Below are 21,208 nucleotides of genomic sequence, written 5' to 3' on the forward strand. Positions count from 1 at the left end.
TATATGGATGTCATAGCCCTCTCGCAGGCAGGATTTATGAACTCTGTCGCCCCCCTTGGCACCGCCGTGACCGAGGAGCAGTTGCAAATTCTCTGGAAAATGGCGGCCGAGCCTATCATGTGTCTGGACGGGGATGCCGCGGGCTGGCGCGCAGCTTTGAGGGCGGCTGAGCGGGCCTTGCCTCTGCTCAAGCCCGGATATTCATTGCGGTTTTGCCTGCTGCCCGAAGGCGTTGATCCCGATGATCTGGTGCGGCGCGATGGCCCCGATGCCATGCGCACATTGCTGGATCAGTCTCTTCCCCTTTCTGAACTTCTGTGGCGCAAAGAGATCGAGGGGCGCCAGCTGGAGACACCAGAGCAGAAAGCAGCTTTTGAAAAAGCGCTGGAGCGAACCCTTGAAGAAATGCAGGAGCCCACGGTTCGGGGATACTATCGTCAGTATTTCAAAAACCGCCTGTTTGAATGGAACCGGGAAAATAACAGTTACCGCTCGGGGGGGTGGACCGGGGGACAGAAAAAGCAGCCAGCGAAGGATCGATTCGGCAGATTCGCGAATCAAAAAGGCCGATTCGATCAAAAAAGAGATCGAAAACCACTTGCTCTCTCAGCGGAAAGCTGGGGTCGCGGGGAAAAATTATTGATCCTCACGGTGCTCAACCACCCGGAAATACTGGATAATTACTTCGATATTTTTGCCGCCCTCAAGATCAAGGCGGCGCACCTTGACAGGGTACATGCTGCAATCATAGAAATTGCAGCTTCCGAATCAGACCTTGACTATGAGCGTTTGAAGCACCAATTAAGCATCCGTGGTCTGTCTGAAGTGGTCGCACGGCTGGAACAGTCCTCGGACGGATCGTTGGACTGGTTCATAGCGCGGGGCGCTGCACTGGAAGATGCGATAAAAGGGTGGCTGCACCTTTTGGCACGGCAAAAGCGAGAGGAGCTGGAGCGCGAAGTCAAGGCAGCCGAGAAAATTTTTGGTGAGGAAGCAACGCGCGAAAACCTCGACCGCCTAAAGAATGCCAAAGAGGCGCTTCAGAATGCTGAAGGAAATGAGGTGGATCTTGACGGCTTCGGTGTCGCTTCCGGACGAAACACTGGGTTTTAATATGAGATGCCCAACATCTTGCCGATCAGGTCCGGCAATAGTTGGCATTCAGGAGTAAATTCTATATGGCGACAAAAAGCGCAGAGGCGGCAGAAGTCCAGGATCAACGCGAAGATGCACCGGACAGCCCCTTGATTGATGCCTCCCAGGCTGCAGTTAAAAAAATGCTCGCAAAGGCCAAGGAAAAGGGCTTTGTAACATTTGATGAACTGAACGAGGTATTGCCTCAGGATCAGATGTCTTCAGAACAGATTGAAGACACCATGTCCCTGCTTTCTGAAATGGGCATCAACGTTGTTGAAAATGACGAAGCCGGCGAAGAAAACGCCGCTGCGGACGATGCCGACGAAGAAGCAGAAGAAACCGCTGTTGAAAAAACACCGGAAAAAACCACCACGACCGGTGATCGAACCGATGACCCTGTGCGCATGTATCTGCGTGAAATGGGCACCGTGGAACTTCTTTCGCGCGAAGGTGAGATTGCCATCGCCAAGCGGATCGAGGCCGGTCGCGGCAAAATGATTGGCGCCATCTGCGAAAGCCCGCTGACCATTCGGGCGATCCTGAACTGGCGTGAATTGATGCTGCAGGAACAGTTGTTGCTGCGGGACGTGATTGATCTGGATGCAACTTACGGGGCCGGGGCTGCTGCTGAAAAAGCACTGCAGGAAGGCTTCGATGAGGATAGCGACGACGATCTGCCAGCGGCCGGACTGGATTCCGATGACGATGACAGTGATTCTGACTCTGACGAGGAAGAAGTGATGAGGACGGCAATCCGATCTCACGTCGTGAAGACGATGATGAGGATGAGGCCGAAGAAAACACAATGTCACTGGCCGCGCTTGAGGAAACTCTCAAGCCTCAGGTGTTTGAACGCTTTGATGAAATCGCAAAGACCTACAAGAAGCTTCATAAACTGCAGGAAGCTCGCCTGACTGCTGCGCTGGAAAATGACTCCATTCCAAAAGCGCAGGAAAAGAAATATGAAAAGCTGAAAGGCGAACTTGTTAAATTGATGGACGATGTTCATCTGACAAACAACCGCATTGAAGCCCTTGTTGATCAGCTCTATGGCATCAATCGCCGTTTGATGAGCCTTGAAGGCAAGCTGTTGCGTCTGGCTGAGAAGCACAAGGTCTCCCGCGCAAGCTTCCTTGAAAACTATTTCGGCTCAGAGCTGGATCCGGGCTGGATGGAAAAAGTTTCCAAGCTGAAAGCCAAAGGCTGGAAAGATTTCGTTGATACGGAAACCAGCGGCATTAATGAAATTCGCAGTGAAATCATTAAAATTTCCTCTGAATTTGGAATGCCCATGACGGAATTCCGTCGCATCGTGAGCTCGGTTCAAACTGGTGAACGTGAAGCGAGCCGTGCCAAGAAAGAAATGGTTGAGGCAAACCTGCGTCTCGTTATTTCAATCGCCAAAAAATACACCAACCGCGGTCTGCAATTCCTTGATCTCATTCAGGAAGGGAATATCGGCCTGATGAAAGCGGTGGATAAGTTTGAATATCGCCGCGGTTACAAATTCTCCACCTATGCAACATGGTGGATCCGTCAGGCGATTACCCGCTCTATTGCGGATCAGGCGCGCACCATTCGTATTCCGGTTCATATGATCGAAACCATCAACAAACTGGTGAGAACGTCTCGTCAGATGTTGCATGAAATTGGCCGTGAACCGACACCCGAAGAACTGGCGGTCAAGCTGGGTATGCCACTTGAAAAAGTGCGCAAAGTGATGAAAATCGCCAAAGAGCCGATCAGCCTTGAAACACCGATCGGTGACGAGGAAGACAGTCATCTGGGTGATTTCATTCAGGATGAAAATGCGGTTCAGCCTCTTGATGCCGCTATCCAGTCGAATTTGCGTGAAACCACAACACGGGTTCTCGCATCCTTGACCCCGCGTGAGGAACGTGTCCTGCGGATGCGCTTTGGTATCGGTATGAATACGGACCACACACTCGAAGAAGTCGGGCAGCAATTCTCGGTTACGCGTGAACGTATCCGTCAGATTGAAGCCAAGGCTTTGCGTAAACTCAAGCATCCAAGCCGTTCACGCAAACTGCGCAGCTTCCTCGATACCTGATCGGGATGAAATTCAAAAAGGGCGGAAATTCTCCGCCCTTTTTTGTGTCTATTTCAAATGCGTCCGGCGGCATTCCACCGCCGCGCCTATCACATAGCTGGCATTGATATATTCATAATCTTTTTTTTCATACAGCTCGGCGGTTTTTGATTGGCTGGCCAGGTCAGCAAAGCAAACACGGTTTTTCAGCCGATCCACATAAAATCCTGCTTTGTGGCCCGAAAAAGTTTCTTCAAATTTGGCATCTGAAACTTCCCCTTCCGCATGGCCCCGCATGATGTCGCAATCTGCCTGAATTTCGGCCTCATCCTTTACAATCCGTTTGCGGATTGCGAGTTTGATGACCCCTTCATATTTCTTTTTGATCTTTACCTGCGCACTATGCAGATCCCGCTCCATAAACCCTTTTCGCTTGGCAACTTCCGCATCCACAATGTCCAGTGAACAACGGCAAAAGGCTTCGGAATCCTTTTTTGAAATGCAAAATGACAGATAATCATCTTTATGAATACGCGTTGGGTCCGCGGCCTGAGCACCCGCGGATACCGTGACTATGAAAAGAATACTGAAAAGAATAAGGCGCAATTTTCTCACTCCAGTTGAAGTATTTTAGTTTTCATACAAGTAAATCACCTGCGCGCCATTGGCCACAAAAAACAATCGCCCTGTCAATTTCGATAAGCTGTATAAGAACGGTGCCCGCTTGAAGTTTCCGCCTCTTTTTTACCCTGCAGGCAGCTTCGCTTTCAAAAATGAAAGAAATTTGATTTCGGGGTTTGCTTCTTTTGATCGAACAGGCTAAATAGTCTCCACTTCTGTTTCATGTCTGTAAATTGCAGACGTCTGAAACATGTGGGCCTGTAGCTCAGTTGGTTAGAGCCGACCGCTCATAACGGTCTGGTCGCAGGTTCGAGTCCTGCCGGGCCCACCATTTCTCTCCACATGACTGACCCCGTATTTTAACTTTCCCGATAGTTGATCTGGTGGTGTCTCCTTCTGCTCCCCATCGATTTGCATTGACCGCTAATTTACAACTTGCTAATGAGGGTATGCCTTTGGTGGTGTTTGAAGCGCGCTGTACGCCGGCTCCCGCTTCGATTTGATTTTATCTGCCCCGGGGCCTCACTCATTTTTTCGCGACTCGATGGCGTCGAATTGCAACAGATGAAGGAGCAAGCGATGTCAAACGACAGCTCGCGCGGCATGGACCGTGTATTGACCTGGCATAATGGCGAGAAAGCATTTTCCCCCTTTTCCGATAGAGAAATGAACCGGCGGCAAGACCAGTTGCGAAACTGGATGAGCGAGCAGGATGTGGATGCCTGTCTGCTGACCTCCTATCACTGCATCAATTATTATGCGGGGTTTCTCTATTGTGCTTTTGGTCGCAAATACGGTTTCGTTATTGATCAGGATGCCGCTACCAGCATTTCCGCCGGAATTGATGGCGGGCACCCGTGGCGGCGGACTTTTGGAGGCAACATTACCTATACGGACTGGCAAAAGGACAACTATTTTCATGCCGTGCAGCAGCTTATGCAGGGCGTACGCCGAATAGGCATTGAATTTGACCATGTCACTCTGGATTTCAAGCGCCAGCTCAGCGATGCTTTGCCCGGTGTGGAATTTGTTGATGTAAGTCAGCCCAGCATGTGGATGCGAACCCTCAAGTCGAGCGAGGAAATTCAGCTCATCGAACAAGGCGCGCGCGTCGCTGATATCGGCGGGGAGGCTTGCGCGGCTGCCATCAAAGCCGGTGTTCCTGAACATGAAGTGGTAATCGCCTCAACGTCGGCCATGCTGCGTGAAATTGCATCCCTTTATCCATATGTGGAATTGATGGATAGCTGGACCTGGTTCCAGTCGGGTCTGAATACGGATGGTGCTCATAATCCGGTGACAAACCGAAAAATCCGATCTGGCGATATTCTCAGCCTGAACTGTTTTCCCATGATCTTTGGCTATTACACCGCGCTGGAGCGCACTTTATTTTGCGATTTCGTTGATGATGCATCGCTTGATCTTTGGCAGAAGAACGTCGCTGTTCACGAACGCGGTCTGGAATTGATCCGCCCGGGGGCCCGATGCTGTGATATTGCGGCTGAGCTTAATGAAATGTATCGCAGTTGGGATCTGCTCAAATACCGCTCCTTTGGGTATGGTCACTCCTTCGGTGTTCTCAGTCATTATTACGGGCGCGAAGCCGGTGTGGAATTGCGTGAGGATATTGACACAGTTCTGCAGCCGGGAATGGTGGTCTCCATGGAACCTATGATCATGATCCTGATGGCCAGCCCGGTGCCGGCGGGTATCGAGAACATGACATTCTGGTGATTGAAGATACCGGCGCGCGAAACATTACGGCCTTTCCCTACGGGCCAGCGCATAACATCATCAAAAATTAAGTGGATCACTGCGGGCGGGCCCTGTGCTCAAAATGTTCAAAATGCCCAAATCGGGCGCAGGATTATTCTTTGTTAATGTTTTCGATCTATCATGAAACCTTGTTTGAACGCATTAAGCCCATGCGGAACTGAAGGTCGAAAAATACGTTGATTAAAGTCGTAACCGTCGCAAAGAAAAAGGATTTCTGGTTTCTGAGTTTTGTGGCAATCGTCATTCTTCTATTGGCGATTGTTTTCTCCTTTTTGTATCGCACCCAGGATACCCTCTCTAACGTGGCGGAAATATTGCCCGATCAAAGTATCATGCAGGCCGGGATGATTGATGATTACATCATCCGAACCGCCGATGCCATTGTGGAAATGGGGGAAGTGGAGCCGGATAAATCTGCCGTTGTGGTTCGCAAATCCGTGGTGACGCTGAAATCCATTCAGGCGGATTTTTCAAGCAACTTCAGCACGCTGCAGTCCATGCAAAGCACTGTTCTCAGTCATAACGCGTTTTTTGAAACCTTCCTTCATGAAGTGGATGTTGCTGTTGATGCGTTGGCGCAAGCCGGAACCCGGCCGCAAAGGGAAATTTATGTGGTGGTCTTGCGGCAACTGCATAAGATCCGCGAAAGTTTTCAGGAACTGCGCGATCGGCTTGATTATGTCAGTCTGGAACGGATTGCCTCCCAAAAAGACGCGCTTTATACCTTTCGCAATGAATTGATCGCGGCGATCAGCAGTAGTGTGGTGCTAACCGTGCTGTTGGGATATGCGCTGATGCGCCGGCGGGAGACGAACCGGGCACTGGTAGATAGCGAACGGCAAATGCGCCGCCTTTTTGAGAATGTTACCGAAGGTATTTTCCGTATAGATTTTAACGGAAAGCTCATCACCTGCAATCCGGCGATGGCCGAGATGTTTGGCTATGGGACGCTGGAAAATCTTAAGTCCGAGGTAACTTATAATGCACAGCAATTATATTGTGACAGGGAGGATGCGGAGCGCCATTTGCTGATATTGGCGAAGGGGCAGAAACTTGTAAATGATGTTCTGCGCTGGAACCATAAAGATGGCTCCACATTCTGGGCCGTTGTAAACGCTTACCCGGTTTTTGATATCAACGGGGACCCTTTATATATCGAAGGGACCCTCACTGACATGAATGACCGCGTCAATGCGGAGCTGGAACTTCGAAAAGCGAAAGAGACGGCGGAGCTTGCCAATCGGGCAAAATCGGAATTTCTGGCAAATATGAGCCACGAGTTACGCACGCCCCTTAATGCCATCATCGGATTTGCTGAAATTCTGCGGACCGAGGCTTTTGGCAGTCTTGGGCATGAGAACTACAAGGAATATGCGAGCGATATTCATTCCGCTGGTGGTCATTTGCTTAAAGTGATCAATGATATTCTGGATGTGGCGAAGATCGAAGCGGGCCGGCTGGAGCTGTCGGAACGGGAAATCAATCTGGCAAATCTGGTGGATTCCAGTGTTCGCATGCTATCTGTTCGCGCGATCAAGGCTGGGGTGACGATTACTGAGAATATCCCATCGGAGTTACCGGTTCTTTTTGCGGATGAAACCCGTCTGAAACAGATTCTGGTGAACCTGCTGTCAAATGCGGTCAAATTTACGGATACGGGTGGTACCATTTTTGTGAGTGCTGCTGAAACCAGCGAAGGAGGGTTGATCCTGCAGGTGCGTGATACCGGTATTGGGATTGCCGAGAAGGATATTGAAACCGTTCTTTCGCGCTTTGGTCAGGTGCAGGGAAGTTATGCCCGCACCAATGAAGGAACGGGTCTGGGTTTGACTCTGGTGCAACTGATTGCTGATTTGCATCAGGCTGAATTTACCATCGAAAGCGTTGAAGGGCAGGGTACCACCTGCTCGGTCAGCTTCCCACCCGAACGCGTGCGCAAGTTGCAGCAAACCGGCTGAAGTTTCCAAAATCACTATTAGATCAGACCGCTTTGCCAGACGGAAAGTGACACCACAACCAGCATCAGGGCGGCAAGCCCCTGATTGATCCGCTGTAATGTCGCGGGGGACTGGACAATGCGCGCCAGCATGTCGCCGCCTGCGCACCATAGGGAATTGAGGGTAATCCCGATAATCTGGAAAATGATCTGGATCACCAGAAAGTTCATCAGGGGGGATAGCTCGGGACTTGAAAACTGCGAATAGGCGGCAATCAGCATGGCCCAGGCTTTGGGGTTGAGCGGATGAACGAAAAGACCCGCAAAATAGCCACTTCTGGCGTCATTTCCGGCTTTCTTGACCGGCGAGAAAGCGATTTTCCACGCGAGATAAAGAATATAGGCGGCTGACAGGATCAGGAAGGTTATCCGCAAGGCAGGGAAAATCTCGAACAGAGTGCCAAGGCCTGCAGCGACGCCTATTCCGACCAGCAGAAATCCCGATGACGTTCCCAGAACAAAGGGCAGGGACGCGCGATACCCATAACGGGCACCTGCCGCCATCAAGGCCATGTTGGCCGGACCGGGGGAGCCGATCATGGAGACAGCAAAAAATATGATTATAACGATTGTATCTATTGTCATTGGGAAATCTCTGGATTGTATCGATATAATTTTATATTGTATCAATATTGTATCCGTAAATTGGAGAATTGTACTAAGTACAATAAAATCAGCATGCGCTCGAGCGAGATAGTTTACGAATTGCGACTGCAGATCAAAACCGGTCATTTGCGCCCCGGTGACAAATTGCCGACCCAGCGGGATATGGCATGGGAATTCAAATGCAGTCTGGGAACGGTGACCCGCGCCTATGCGGAGTTGGAACGGCTGGGACTGACTTACGGTGAAGTGGGCCGGGGAACTTTTGTCGCCGAGCAAAGTGATCTGGAGCAGCGCTTGAGCCCACTGTCTTCCTTTGCCACTGATTTTGGTCATGGGGGAGTTGGGGTCGATTTGTCCCTGAACCAGTTTTATCACGCGGAAACGGATCAGGCGATGAGTTTTGCGATGAGGCGCATTGCCAAGCGCGAACCCTACGCCGATTACAGCAACTATAACGACACCCGTGGGCGCTATCAGGATTTGGAGGTGGCGCAATCCTGGCTTGAAGAGATTCTCGGCGGGTATTGGTCGCTGGACAAACTGATGATTACGCAAGGGGGGCAAGGGGGGCTTTTTCTTGCGATGAAGGCGCTAACCTCCCCCGGTGACACAATAGCAACCGAAGCGTTCGGCTATCCGGGCATCAAAGCCGCAGCGTTGGAGGCGAACCTGAAAATTCAGGCGGTGGAGATGGATGACTACGGGATGCGACCGGAGTCTTTTGCGGCGCTGTGCGAGCGTCACGATATTAAACTGCTGGTCACCAATCCCACTGATCATAATCCGACGGGAACGACCCTGCCGCTGGAGCGGCGCGAAGAGATTACCGTCATTGCCCGAAAGCATAATGTCATCATTGTCGAAGATGCGGTTTATGCCCCGTTTCAGGTGGAGCCGAGCAAAAGCTTTGTGGAACTTGCGGGCGATGTCAGTATCTATATTACCAGCTTTTCCAAGGTGTTCAGCCTGCTTTGCGTGTTGGCTACATGATCGCACCTGAAGATCTGATCCCCAAACTGATATCAGTATCCAGAGCAATCAGCTGGACAAGCTCCACCATTCCCCTTGATCTGGTCGCGGATCTGGTGACGCAGGGGGTCATATCCCGGCACAAGCGGTATCTTATTCAGGAGGGAAACCGGCGATTTACAATGGCGCTGGACATTTTGGGGAGCTGGATCAATCCGGTTCACCATCAAATTCCGGGGTTCCTGCCACATGTTTGGATCCGGATGCCCGGCACCACCACACCCAGCGAGTTCATTTCGCTGGCCCGTGATAAAAAGGTGAATGTCATGGGCGGAGATCGCTTCGCCATGAGCAAGTCGCTTGATGATCATTATGTTCGGGTGTGCCTGATGGCTGTGCCCAATAGTGACCGGTTGGAGCTTGCCTGATGATCCTGGCCGAAATTCTGAGATCCCTTGAGACACCGACTGTGATTTCCTAGCTTGACAGTACCGGGAATTACGAGGATTTTGCGCTATGCAAAAATCAAATGTCATTCTTGATTGTGATCCCGGGCAGGATGATGCGGTTGCCATTCTGCTTGCACTGGCATCGCCAGAGGAAATAAATCTGCTGGGTATTACCACGGTTGCCGGCAACGTTCCGCTTGAGCTGACGCAAAGCAATGCCCGGCGAATATGCGAGCTTGCAGGGCGGCGCGATGTGCGCGTATTTGCAGGAGCGAGCAGGCCATTGATGCGTGATCTGGTAACAGCGGAATGGATTCACGGAAAAACAGGATTGGATGGTTCCGACCTGCCAGAGCCCACAATGCCGCTGCAGGAAGAGCATGCCGTTAATTTCATTGTGCAAACCTGCCTTGAGGCCGAAGACAATTCCATTACCATCTGCCCCATCGGCCCGATGACGAATGTGGCGCTTGCCATGATGCAGGCCCCGCAAATCATTCCAAAAATCAAACAGGTCGTGTGCATGGGCGGCGCAATCAAAGAGTTTGGCAACACGACACCAGCCGCCGAGTTCAACATCTATGTGGACCCGCAGGCCGCGAAAGTTGTTCTGAACTCTGGTGTGGATTTTGTCATGATGCCCCTTGATGTCACGCATAAAGCGCTGGTCACGCCAGAACGACTGCAGCGGTTCAAGGATCTGAATTCGCCGGTGGGGGATGTGTGCGGGGGCATGCTGGATTACTTCAACCGTTTTGACATGAGCCGCTACGGATTTGACGGTGGCCCGCTTCACGATCCTTGCGTCATTGCCTATCTGATCGACAGTGATATTTTCAAAGGCCGTGAAGTGCATTTGGACATTGAGACCTCTTCAGAGCTAACCATGGGCCAGACACTGGCGGATTGGTGGAATATCATGGAGAGGGAGCCCAATGCCTTCGTCTGTGATGATCTGGATCACGAACGGTTTTTCCAATTACTGACGGAGCGCCTTGGCCGGCTTTAGGAAATCCGGCTTTCACATTTGCGTTTGCTTGGGCGGGTGAGGATAAAACCCGCTCCTACCCCCATAAGCAGCAGCATTCCGGTTATACCATACCAAGGTGTTTGGGTGAGCGTGATCACCAGAATGGCGCTGATTGCCATGGTGGCAAGGGCGATGGTTTTGGCCCGAAGCGGGATGATGCCGTGAGCTTCCCAGTCACGTAACGGGGGGCCGAAAAATCGGTGGTTATAGAGCCATGCATGAAAGCGGTCAGAGGATTGCGAAAAAGCCCATAGAGAAATCAGCAGGAACGGCGTTGTTGGAAGCACTGGCACCACAACCCCGATCGCCCCAATAAGGACAAAGAGCCAGCCGATGGCCATCAATATGATTTTTTTGGTTTTGGACTGCATTTTTCCTGCTTTATCGATGCCGCTTCATACCAGTTGCAGCGAAATAATTCTAACGCAATATGGGTTTCACAATAATTAAATTTCTCGAAATGCTCCAAATGCGAGTTTATTGTTGTGTATAGTATCGCATATGTAGTTTTGATATTTTGTCAATGGCGTATATTCATATTTATTTTTATGATTAATAATTGTGCAATTGCCCAATAGTTAGCTTGCGCATAATTTAATTAGATATTTATTTTCAATAAGTTAGTAATCTATATTGTTTTGCATAAAACAAATATTAGTTTTCGCTCAATATGGGTGCGCCGGATTTTTTGTGTTGAATTATATATCTTTTGAAAATTATACTCATATCAGCTTAGGTCGCTAACAGGGGAAAACAAAAACGCAATCAATAAAAGACCCTTATCAGAGTCATCAAATTCCTGATCTGAAAAGACTTTTTTGGCTGCACAATACACCCCGCATAATAACGATAATAGACCGGGTAGTTTGATGGTGTAACAACCCTAATGGGAGGAAAAATTGAAACTAAAATCCGCTATTATTACGAGTGCCGTGTTTGCTGCTGTATCAGCATTCTCTGCTCAAGCCGCAGATTCAATCAAACTTGGCTTTATTGATCCGCTATCCGGACCGTTCGCGGCAACCGGAACAGGTGGTTTGAAGCAGCTGGAATATGCAGCTGACGTTCTGGTTAACGAAAAAGGTGGTGTGCTGGGCGGCAGAAAATTTGAAGTCGTTCCTTACGACAACAAAATCAGCCCAAAGAAAGCCTTGTTCAGTTGAAAAGAGCAATCGGTGAGGGCGTTCGCTATATTTTCCAGGGTAACAGCTCTGGTGTTGCTAACGCGCTGACAGATGCGATCAAAAAACATAACAGACGTAATCCGGACGATCGGGTTCTGTTCCTCAACTATTCAGCTGTTGATCCTGCGCTGACTAACGAGAAATGTAACTACTGGCATTTCCGTTTCGACGCCAATGCGGACATGAAAATGAACGCAATGACAGATGTTATTAAAACAAATGATAACATCAAGAGCGTATACATCATCGGTCAGGACTATTCATTTGGTAAAGCGGTTGCTGCGGCAGCGGTTAAGTTCCTGAAAGAGAAACGTCCAGATATCACCATTGTTGGTAACGAGCTTCACCCAATCGGGAAAGTGAAAGACTTTACACCATATGCAACGAAAATCCGGGCATCTGGCGCGGATGCGGTTATCACTGGTAACTGGGGTGCGGATATGGTCGGACTTGGTAAAGCCATTGGCGAAACTGGTCTGGATGTGCCGATCTTTACATATTATGCAGCCAATGACGGTATCACCAAAACAATTGGTGCGTCTGGTAAAGACAAGATCCGTCTTGTTCACGAAGGTGTCCTGAACCCTGTCAGCACAGATGCTTACAAAGCTTACCACGAAGGCTTTAAAGCGAAAAATCCTGATAAGGATATTACACAGTACCGTATTGCAAACGCTGTTCAGATGCTGGCCGCTGCGATGGAAAAAGCAGGTTCAGACAAGCCAATTGATGTAGCTGCTGCACTTGAAGGTATGGAGTTCACATCACTGCACGGTGAAAAGCTGATGATGCGTGCGTCTGATCACCAGTTGATCCAGCCAATCCACATTTCAGTTCACACCGATGAAAATATCGTGTTTGACGCTGATAACTCCGGTTTTGGCCTGGTGGTTGAAAACACAATCGCTGCTGCAGACACTGAGCTGCCAACAACCTGTAAAATGAAACGTCCTAACTAAGGATAGTAACATTTTGGGGCTGCCCTGCTCGTTCGAAACGGGCAGCCCGCTTTCCTAAGCAGACGTTAGATCTGTGCCTGCCTTCATTGTGTACATAAGAGATTCAATCAATGTTTGAATTGATATTCTTCTCCCTGTTAAACGGGATTGTCACGGGGCTTCTACTCTTCATGCTTGCAAGCGGTTTGACGCTTATTTTTTCCATGATGGGAGTCCTGAACTTCGCGCACGCCAGCTTTTATATGCTGGGTGCATATCTTGCCTATACGATAAGCTTGTATCTGGGCTTCTGGGTGGGGCTGCTTGTTGCGCCCATACTTGTGGGGCTTCTTGGCGCCATGGTGGAACGATACGGACTTCGGTATGTTCACCGCTGGGGCCATGTTGCCGAACTGATTTTTACATTCGGTCTGGCATTTCTTATCGAGGAAGTTGTCCAGTTTATCTGGGGGAAAGATACCAAAGCGTATCATGAACCTGAAATTTTGCAGTTTCCGCTCTTCACGTTTTTCGGTCAGGACTTCCCGGCCTACAAAGCGTTCATGCTGTTCATTTCAATTGCGATCTTTATCGGGTTGCTGCTGATTTTGACGAAATCCCGCGTGGGTCTGATCATTCAGGCTGCGATCACCAAACCCAACATGACTGCAATGCTTGGCCATAATGTGCCGCTGGTATTCATGAGTGTCTTTGGTGTGGGTTGTGCGCTTGCCGGTGTTGCAGGTGTGATTGCCGGTCCGGCGCTGGGTACTTTTCCGGGAATGGCCGTTGTGCTTGGCAGTATCGTGTTTGTGATTGTGGTGGTTGGCGGACTTGGTTCCCTGATCGGTGCATTTGTCGCATCCCTGCTCATCGGGCTTTTGCAAACATTTGCGATTGCGCTTGATTATTCAGTCAATGATCTGTTGCAGGTCTTCAATATCACAACCGATGTTGATAGTGCGCTTCGGGATTTGTGGACCCTGTCCCTGCCGCAGATTGCGCCAATTTTGCCGTATCTGTTGCTGGTGCTGATCCTGATTTTCCGTCCAACTGGCTTATTTGGGAAGCGTGAGACATGAGTGATATTGCAAATACACAGTCAGCAGGCGGTTCAAGCTCGCTGCTCAAGCGTTTCGTCCCCTGGATTGGTCTGATTATTGGTCTGATTGTGCTGCCCTTTATTTTCAGCAGCAACTCAGCGATCTATATCATGAACCTGATGGGAATCTTCATCATCTTTGCCTTGAGCTACAATATGTTGCTGGGGCAAGGGGGGATGCTGTCTTTTGGTCATGCGGTGTATTTCGGACTTGGCGGATTTATGTCCGTTCATTTCATGAACTACATTGAATATGATGGTCTGATGCTGCCGATGGTTTTCGTGCCAGTGTTTGGCGGTATTATCGGACTGATTTTTGCCATCATAATCGGCAGTTTTTCAACCCGTCGTGCCGGTACGGTTTTCGCGATGATTTCGCTGGGAATTGGTGAATTGGTGGCGGCAAGTTCGCTCATCTTCGTGGCCTTCTTTGGCGGCGAGGAAGGTGTGAGCGGGGATCGCACCATGGGCTGAAGTCTTCGGGATGGATTTTGCTCAGGATATCGAGGTTTATTCACTCATCGCATTTTGGGCCTTTATCACAATTGCGTTGATGTATCTGTTTTCCAGAACGCCAATGGGGCGGATGGCAAATGCTGTCCGCGACAATGACGAGCGGACTGAATTCGTGGGCTACAGTCAACGTAAAGTGCGGTTCATTTCCTTCTGCGCGTCAGGATTTTTTGCCGGGATTGCCGGCGGTCTGTTTGCGATCAACTTTGAGATTGTAACAGAAGAAAACCTGAACGCACTGACATCCGGTGTGGTGTTGCTGATGGCTTATATTGGCGGTGTGGGTTTCTTTATTGGCCCGATTGTCGGGGCGGTATTGTTCACATTGCTGCAGACGCTGCTGAGTATTTATACTGAAATCTGGCAACTATATGTGGGTGTGCTGTTTGTTCTGACGGTTATGTATGTGCCGCAGGGACTGACAGGTATTCTGGCAATGCATATTCCCATCTACCAGATTAACAGGCTTGGTAGTCTGGTTGTTCCGTATATTCGCACCGGTATACCACTGGCATTCTGTCTGGCGGGTGTTGTCGGTTTCCTTGAAATGATTCACCACGTTCGTGCGGCCAGTGTTGGCGACACGGAAATGTCCCTGATCGGTATCGGGTTTGATACGCATACGGTCATGCCATGGATTATTGTTGCCGTACTTGTCGCTGTGGGTGGGTATTTCACCAAGACACAGTTACCGCAGCTAAAAGAGGCATGGGAGCGGGCGCACGCGCCCCTTGGTTCAGATGAGGGAGCAGCTTGATGACATCAGCAATTAAACTGACAGGTGTCCGCAAGAGTTTCGGCCCTACCGAGATTATTCGCGGGGTTGATCTGGATATCAGACAAGGTGAGCGCCATGCCATTATTGGTCCTAATGGTGCCGGTAAATCCACGTTATTCCATCTGGTGAGCGGGCGGTACAATCTGTCTGCGGGTAGTGTGGAGCTAAACGGGGAAGATATTAGTAATCTGCCGCCATACGAGATTTACCGGAAAGGTCTGTCACGGAGCTTTCAGGTGACAAACATCTTTCCAAGGATGAGCGTTTTTGAAAATGTTCGCTGCGGTTTGATGTGGTCTCAGGAATATAAATATTCCTTCTGGCATCTGGTTGATCGGGAGAAGAAGCTGAACCACAGAACCGCAGAGGTGCTGGAGGAAATTGGCCTGACATCCCGTCAGCATGTACCGGCAGGTGTGCTCACATATGCGGAGCAACGCGCGCTGGAAATCGGTATTGCCGCAGCCGGCGGTGCGGATGTCATCATGCTGGATGAGCCAACTGCGGGCATGAGCCATTCGGAGACAGATCAGGCGATTGCACTGATCCGTAAAATCACCGATGGCAAGACGCTTGTGATGGTGGAGCATGACATGGGTGTTGTGTTTGATGTGGCAGACCGGATTTCCGTGCTGGTGTATGGCGAAATAATTGCCACCGATACACCGGAAAATATCCGAAACAACAAGGCCGTTCAGGAAGCCTATCTTGGAGCGGAGGCGGAGCATGCTTAAGGTTAGAGATCTAAACGCCTATTATGCAAAAGCCATATCCTTCAGGGTGTGAATTTTCATGTCAATGAAGGTGAGATTGTCTCCTTGCTTGGGCGTAATGGTGTGGGCAGGTCCACGACCATTAAATCCATTATGGGAGAGGTTCCGCCTCATGGCTCCATCGAGTTTCGCGGGGAGGAAATTGCGGGACTGAAAGAGCATGAAGTGGCTCTTCGCGGGCTTGGCTATGTGCCTGAAAATCGGGATGTGTTTGCCGGACTGACCGTGCGGCAGAACCTGATCCTGGGGATCAAGGACATGAAACGTCAGGGCCGCTGGAAAATGGAAGACATGTTCGACATGTTCCTAATCTGAAACAGCGTGCGGATGTGGATGCGGGCGTGCTTTCAGGCGGGGAGCAGCAGATGCTGACCATGTGCCGGACCTTGATGGGAGATCCGGATCTGATCATGATCGATGAGCCAACGGAAGGGTTGGCCCCCAAGATTGTGGAACAGGTTGGTGAGTTGCTGTCTGAAATTGCGAGGCGGGGTGTTTCCATCCTGCTGGTCGAGCAGAAACTGGCGATTGCACTGAAAATTTCCCACCGCTTATATGTGATGGGGCATGGCCATATGGTTTATGAGGGCACGCCAGACGAGCTGAAGGCTAATGAGAAAATCCGTAAGGAATGGCTTGAAGTTTAAGCTATATTGCGGTTGAAAAATCGAGGGGCGGCGAGGAAAGTCACGGGCTTTCCAGCCGCCCTTCGTGTTTGTAACTGGGCGCTGAGTAGAGTAGTATGGGGAAAAATACTGTTTGTGTTCAAGCAAACTGTAAGACAGGGCTAGGGAATTCAATGAGTAACATTCAGTCAAATGTGACACTGGACGATAAGTATGAACTGCGCGATGGGCAGGTTTTCATCACGGGAACGCAGGCACTTGTCAGATTGCCGATCATGCAGCGCCAGCGTGATGCAGCTGAAAATCTGAAAACCGGTGCGTTTATTTCAGGTTATCGGGGATCACCACTTGGGCTGTATGACCAAAGCCTTTGGAAGGCCAAGCCCTTTTTGAAAAATAATGACATTCATTTCCAGCCGGGCGTGAATGAGGATCTGGCGGCGACCAGTATCTGGGGGACGCAGCAAATTCATTTGTCGGGCCAGTCTGATTATGACGGGGTTTTTGGCATCTGGTATGGCAAGGGGCCGGGGGTTGATCGCTCCGGTGATGTGTTCAAGCATGGCAATATGGCGGGCACAACGCGCCATGGCGGCGTGCTGGTTCTGATGGGGGATGATCATACGGCCAAATCCTCCACCGTTGCGCATCAAAGCGAGCAGGCGCTGGTGGCGGCCATGATCCCGGTTTTGAACCCGGCCACTGTTCAGGAGTATCTGGATTTTGGACTGCATGCGATTGCGCTCAGCCGGTATAGCGGTTGCTGGGTTGGCATGAAATGTCTGACTGATACGGTCGAAAGTTCGGCAACTGTTGATGTGGGACCCGATCGTGTGAAGGTGGTTGAGCCAGAAGGTCTGCCCGAACCACAGGGCGGTATTTATCTGCGCTGGCCTGACAATGCCAACGAGCAGGAGGAAAGGCTTGTTCGCTATAAACTGCCGCGGGTGCAGGCTTATGTGCGGGCAAACGGGCTGGACCGGGTGACGCAAAGCAGTTCGCGAAAATCTTTTGGGATCGTAACCACAGGAAAATCATGGCTTGATACCGTGCAGGCATTGGCGGATCTGGGCATCAGTGAAAGTCTTGCCGAAGAGATTGGCCTGTCTGTTTACAAGGTGGGCTGTACCTGGCCGCTGGAGAGCGAAGGACTTCGCGAATTTGCAGCGGGCCATGATGAAATTCTGGTTATTGAAGAGAAAAGAAGCCTCATCGAAGAGCAGGCCGCCCGTATTTTATATGATCTGGAAGATCGCCCGCGACTGGTCGGTAAACAGGATGAAAAAGGCGGCATGCTTCTGCCTCGGATGGGGAGCTGACACCGCGTCTGGTCGCGGCGGCAATCGCATCAAGATTACGCCTTCGCGATCTGCCAAAAGAGGTTGTGGATGGGATTGCACTGGCAGAAGCGAACGATAGCGGCAATGTGATGCCCGCAGCTCCGGTCAGTCGCTCTCCGTGGTTCTGTTCGGGATGTCCGCATAACTCGTCAACAAATGTGCCGGAGGGAAGCCGGGCGATGGCGGGAATTGGCTGTCACACGATGGCCGTCTATATGCCCAACCGCCGCACACAGACCTATACCCATATGGGAGCAGAGGGGGCGAACTGGATCGGGCAGGCCCCGTTTACGGCCGAGACACACATATTCCAGAATCTGGGCGATGGAACCTATTATCATTCGGGCCTGATGGCCATTCGTGCGGCGGCTGCCGCTAATGTGAACATCACCTATAAAATTCTGTTCAATGACGCGGTTGCGATGACGGGCGGGCAACCCTTTGATGGACCGCTCAGCCCCTGGCAAATCAGCCACCAGATCCATTCGGAAGGGGTTGGCAAAATCTGTGTGGTGACCGATGAGCCGGAAAAATACGCCGCCGATACCAACTGGGCGCCGGGAGTGACAATCCACCACCGGGATGAGCTGGATGCGGTTCAGCGGGAATTGCGCGAGGTCAGTGGGGTAACCGCGATCATTTATGATCAGACCTGCGCAGCGGAAAAACGCCGCCGGCGCAAACGGGGAACTTTCCCCGATCCTGCCAAGCGCGCCTTTATCAATGAAGCTGTTTGTGAGGGGTGCGGCGATTGCGGTATTGCCTCCAACTGTGTGTCGGTCAAGCCGCTGGAGACAGAGTTCGGGCGTAAGCGGGAAATTGATCAATCAAGCTGCAACAAGGATTTCTCCTGCGTGAAGGGTTTTTGCCCAAGCTTTGTTACCATTGAAGGGGGGAGCCTTAAAAAGGCACAACGGGCCGAAGTCTCTTCGGATCAGATTGATACGAGCGATCCGGCCAAAGGGATAGCCGATCCTGTTCTGCCCGCCATCAGCGGATCCTATAACATTCTGGTAACCGGCATCGGCGGGACCGGTGTTGTGACCATCGGTGCGCTGCTGGGAATGGCTGCGCATCTGGAGGGCAAGGGTGCTTCCATTCTGGATCAGACAGGTCTTGCACAGAAAAACGGGGCCGTGATGAGCATGTGCGCCTGACCAACAGCACAGCAGATTTGGGGGGAACTCGCATTCCCAACCGCCAGGCAGACCTTGTTCTGGGCTGTGATCTGGTGGTAGCTGCGGGCAAAGATGCCCTCATGAGCTATGGGCTGGGCAGGACAAAGGCCATCATCAACGATTATCTGGCACCGGTTGCCGCCTTCACGCTGGCCCCTGATCTGGCGATGGACCGGGATAAGCTGACTACACTGGTTGCGCAAAGTATCGGCCGTGAAGCTGCGGAATTTGTCAGTAGCACGGATCTTGCGACGGCGATCATGGGCGATTCAATCGCCGCCAATCTGTTCCTCTTGGGCTATGCCTATCAGAAGGGCACAATTCCGCTCAGTGCAGCAGCCATTGAACAGGCGATCGAACTGAACGGGGTCGCCATCGAGGCTAACAAGCGCAGCTTCGCCTGGGGACGCCGCGCGGCTGTCGATCTGGCGCAAGTGACGCAGATTGCCCATCCAGCCTCGCAGACGGCGCAGATAGAGAAGCCTCTGTCGCTTGAGGAGAAAATTGATCTGCGCGTCGAAGAGCTGACAGCCTACCAGAGCCGGCGCTATGCAGAGCGCTATTTGAAACTGGTGAGACGCGTTCAGGCAAAAGAGCAGGAGTTGGGACTTCAGCCGCTGGCTCTTACCGAGCTGTGGCGCGCTACGCCTACAAGCTGATGGCGTATAAAGATGAGTATGAAGTGGCCCGCCTCTATTCAAATGGGGCGTTTGAAGCCAAAATTCGCGAGCAGTTTGAAGGCGATTACCGCATCAAATATCATCTGGCACCACCAATTCTGGCAAAGCGTGACCCGCAAAGCGGCCATCTGCAGAAACAGGAATATGGTCCGTGGATGCTGCGTGGCTTTGCGGTGCTTGCCAAATTGCGCTTCCTGCGCGGAACATCGCTGGATCCGTTTGGTAAAACCGAAGAGCGGCGCAAGGAAGTTGCCCTGATTTCGGAGTATGAGCAGACCATTGAAGAGATTTTACAAAATCTGTCTGCCGCGAACCATTCACTTGCCGTGGAGATAGCTCAGGTGCCCGAGCATATTCGCGGCTATGGTCATGTGAAGGAGCGTCACATGCAGGCTGCGGCAGCAGAATATCTGAACCTGCTGGAGCGTTTCAGAAACGGAGATAATGAGGTTAAAGCGGCGCAATAATCCGGATTGGAAGGCCGGTTTGCAAAATCTGTTGATCGGCTCGCCGGAGCGCAATAAGCTTGTTTGAACAATAATAAAAAAGGAAGAAAACATGTCACAAGATATTCTGGAATCATTCGAAGACGGCGTTGCAACGCTCACCTTTAACCGTCCCGAAGCGCGTAATGCCATGACACCGGGCATGTTCGAACATCTGCTTGAGGCGCTGCCTCGGCTGGGATCGGACCCCAAAGTGCGTGTGATTGTCCTGACCGGAGCTGGCGGTGCTTTTTGCGCAGGTGGCGATGTGAAAGGATTTGCTGCCCGTGCAAATTCAGGAGGGGCAGGTGCATATGATTTTAATCAGAAGGTGGAAGAGCTGCGCGGACGGATGGAAGTTACCCGGCTTATCCATGAATCACCCAAGCCGATTATTGCTGCAATCCCCGGGCCTGCTGCGGGGGCTGGATTTTCGCTCGCCCTCGCCTGCGATATGAGAATTGCCGTTGATACCGCAAAAATTACAAGCGCCTTTGGAAATGTGGGGCTGACCGGTGATTTTGGCGGGTCCTATTTCCTCACCAAGCTGGTGGGCACGGCAAAAGCGCGGGAGATGTATTTTATGTCTACCGTTCTGACAGGGAAGGAAGCAGCCGAGGAGGGTATTGTCAACAAGGCAGTCCCTGCAGAAGGTTTCGAGGCCGCTGTCAAAGAAATGGCCAAGGCGGTTGCCAGCAGACCTACAATTGCCCTTGGCTTCATGAAGAAAAATCTGAACAAGGCGCTGCATGAAGATTTGAACGAGCTTCTCGACTGGGAAGCAATTCATATGATCACAGCCTTTGAAACCGAGGATCACAAGGGCGCTGCCAAAGCCTTCGTGAATAAAGAAAAGCCGGTTTTCAAGGGGCGCTGAGCCAAAAACAGAAATAGCTACAAATTTAGGTAATACTAAACCAATTTTTAAAGAAACCGGGGCATAATCAAATCCATTAAAGTTGCTTTCGCTTAATTTT

General features: G+C 50.9%; 13 protein-coding genes, 1 tRNA gene and 5 pseudogenes. 16 read left to right on the top strand and 3 right to left on the bottom strand.

Annotated features, from left to right (window positions below):
• Together JCM23214_RS20575 and rpoD are read left to right on the top strand one after the other, a co-directional pair.
• A partial coding sequence (locus JCM23214_RS20575) for a toprim domain-containing protein (RefSeq protein WP_025899186.1) occupies positions 1-1,113 on the top strand: 1,113 nt, incomplete at its 5' end.
• A gap of 65 nt (positions 1,114-1,178) precedes the next feature.
• Positions 1,179-3,208: pseudogene (rpoD, locus tag JCM23214_RS26715) on the top strand (RNA polymerase sigma factor RpoD).
• 48 nt (positions 3,209-3,256) lie between these two features.
• On the opposite strand, the gene JCM23214_RS12225 reads toward rpoD, so the two are convergent.
• A complete protein-coding gene (locus JCM23214_RS12225; RefSeq protein WP_025899187.1) occupies positions 3,257-3,793 on the bottom strand; it encodes a hypothetical protein in 537 nt (178 codons plus the stop codon).
• Between the two features lie 269 nt (positions 3,794-4,062).
• Between JCM23214_RS12225 and JCM23214_RS12235 the strand changes: the two genes are divergently transcribed.
• The 3 genes and pseudogenes from JCM23214_RS12235 to JCM23214_RS22550 all read left to right on the top strand — a co-directional run bounded on the left by JCM23214_RS12235 (position 4,063) and on the right by JCM23214_RS22550 (position 7,542).
• Positions 4,063-4,139: transfer RNA gene (locus tag JCM23214_RS12235), tRNA-Ile, on the top strand.
• Between the two features lie 248 nt (positions 4,140-4,387).
• A pseudogene (locus JCM23214_RS20585) lies at positions 4,388-5,613 on the top strand (M24 family metallopeptidase).
• Positions 5,614-5,760: 147 nt separating this feature from the next.
• On the top strand, positions 5,761-7,542 hold the full coding sequence (locus JCM23214_RS22550) for a PAS domain-containing sensor histidine kinase (protein ID WP_025899188.1): 1,782 nt from the start codon (positions 5,761-5,763) through the stop codon (positions 7,540-7,542).
• A 17-nt stretch (positions 7,543-7,559) separates the two neighbouring features.
• On the opposite strand, the gene JCM23214_RS22555 is transcribed toward JCM23214_RS22550, so the two are convergent.
• Positions 7,560-8,165, bottom strand: a complete 606-nt coding sequence (locus JCM23214_RS22555) for a LysE family translocator (protein WP_025899189.1) — start codon at positions 8,163-8,165, stop codon at positions 7,560-7,562.
• A gap of 93 nt (positions 8,166-8,258) precedes the next feature.
• On the opposite strand from JCM23214_RS22555, the gene JCM23214_RS12255 reads away from it, so the two are divergent.
• The 3 genes from JCM23214_RS12255 (at position 8,259) to JCM23214_RS12265 (ending at position 10,613) form a co-directional block, all read left to right on the top strand.
• Positions 8,259-9,176 carry an aminotransferase-like domain-containing protein gene (locus JCM23214_RS12255; protein WP_084264791.1) on the top strand — a complete coding sequence of 306 codons (918 nt, stop codon included), beginning with the start codon at positions 8,259-8,261 and terminating at the stop codon, positions 9,174-9,176.
• Entirely contained in the window at positions 9,173-9,583 is a 411-nt protein-coding gene (locus tag JCM23214_RS12260) for an aminotransferase-like domain-containing protein (protein WP_025899191.1), read from the top strand. The genes JCM23214_RS12255 and JCM23214_RS12260 overlap by 4 nt, the downstream gene beginning before the upstream one ends.
• 88 nt (positions 9,584-9,671) lie before the next feature.
• On the top strand, positions 9,672-10,613 hold the full coding sequence (locus JCM23214_RS12265) for a nucleoside hydrolase (protein ID WP_025899192.1): 942 nt from the start codon (positions 9,672-9,674) through the stop codon (positions 10,611-10,613).
• Here JCM23214_RS12265 and JCM23214_RS12270 read toward each other — a convergent pair.
• On the bottom strand, positions 10,610-11,005 hold the full coding sequence (locus JCM23214_RS12270) for a YbaN family protein (protein ID WP_025899193.1): 396 nt from the start codon (positions 11,003-11,005) through the stop codon (positions 10,610-10,612). The genes JCM23214_RS12265 and JCM23214_RS12270 overlap by 4 nt on opposite strands.
• Positions 11,006-11,566: 561 nt before the next feature.
• Between JCM23214_RS12270 and JCM23214_RS20600 the strand changes: the two are divergent.
• The 8 genes and pseudogenes from JCM23214_RS20600 (at position 11,567) to JCM23214_RS12320 (ending at position 21,108) form a co-directional block, all read left to right on the top strand.
• A pseudogene (locus JCM23214_RS20600) lies at positions 11,567-12,777 on the top strand (branched-chain amino acid ABC transporter substrate-binding protein).
• 110 nt (positions 12,778-12,887) lie between these two features.
• A complete protein-coding gene (locus JCM23214_RS12280) occupies positions 12,888-13,838 on the top strand; it encodes a branched-chain amino acid ABC transporter permease (RefSeq protein ID WP_025899194.1) in 951 nt (316 codons plus the stop codon).
• Entirely contained in the window at positions 13,835-14,332 is a 498-nt protein-coding gene (locus JCM23214_RS22560; protein ID WP_051548159.1) for a branched-chain amino acid ABC transporter permease, read from the top strand. The genes JCM23214_RS12280 and JCM23214_RS22560 overlap by 4 nt, the downstream gene beginning before the upstream one ends.
• A 10-nt stretch (positions 14,333-14,342) precedes the next feature.
• Complete coding sequence (locus tag JCM23214_RS22565; protein ID WP_051548160.1) at positions 14,343-15,128, top strand: branched-chain amino acid ABC transporter permease; 786 nt, start codon at positions 14,343-14,345, stop codon at positions 15,126-15,128.
• A complete protein-coding gene (locus JCM23214_RS12290) occupies positions 15,128-15,883 on the top strand; it encodes an ABC transporter ATP-binding protein (protein WP_084264793.1) in 756 nt (251 codons plus the stop codon). Before JCM23214_RS22565 ends, JCM23214_RS12290 begins: the two co-directional genes overlap by 1 nt.
• Positions 15,876-16,569, top strand: a pseudogene (locus JCM23214_RS26720) (ABC transporter ATP-binding protein). The gene JCM23214_RS12290 and the pseudogene JCM23214_RS26720 overlap by 8 nt, the downstream one beginning before the upstream one ends.
• Positions 16,570-16,721: 152 nt before the next feature.
• Positions 16,722-20,213: pseudogene (locus JCM23214_RS26725) on the top strand (indolepyruvate ferredoxin oxidoreductase family protein).
• A gap of 91 nt (positions 20,214-20,304) precedes the next feature.
• Entirely contained in the window at positions 20,305-21,108 is an 804-nt protein-coding gene (locus JCM23214_RS12320) for an enoyl-CoA hydratase-related protein (RefSeq protein ID WP_025899200.1), read from the top strand.
• Positions 21,109-21,208: the final 100 nt, after the last annotated feature.

This window comes from Sneathiella glossodoripedis JCM 23214 (genome assembly GCF_000616095.1).
Lineage (GTDB): Bacteria > Pseudomonadota > Alphaproteobacteria > Sneathiellales > Sneathiellaceae > Sneathiella > Sneathiella glossodoripedis.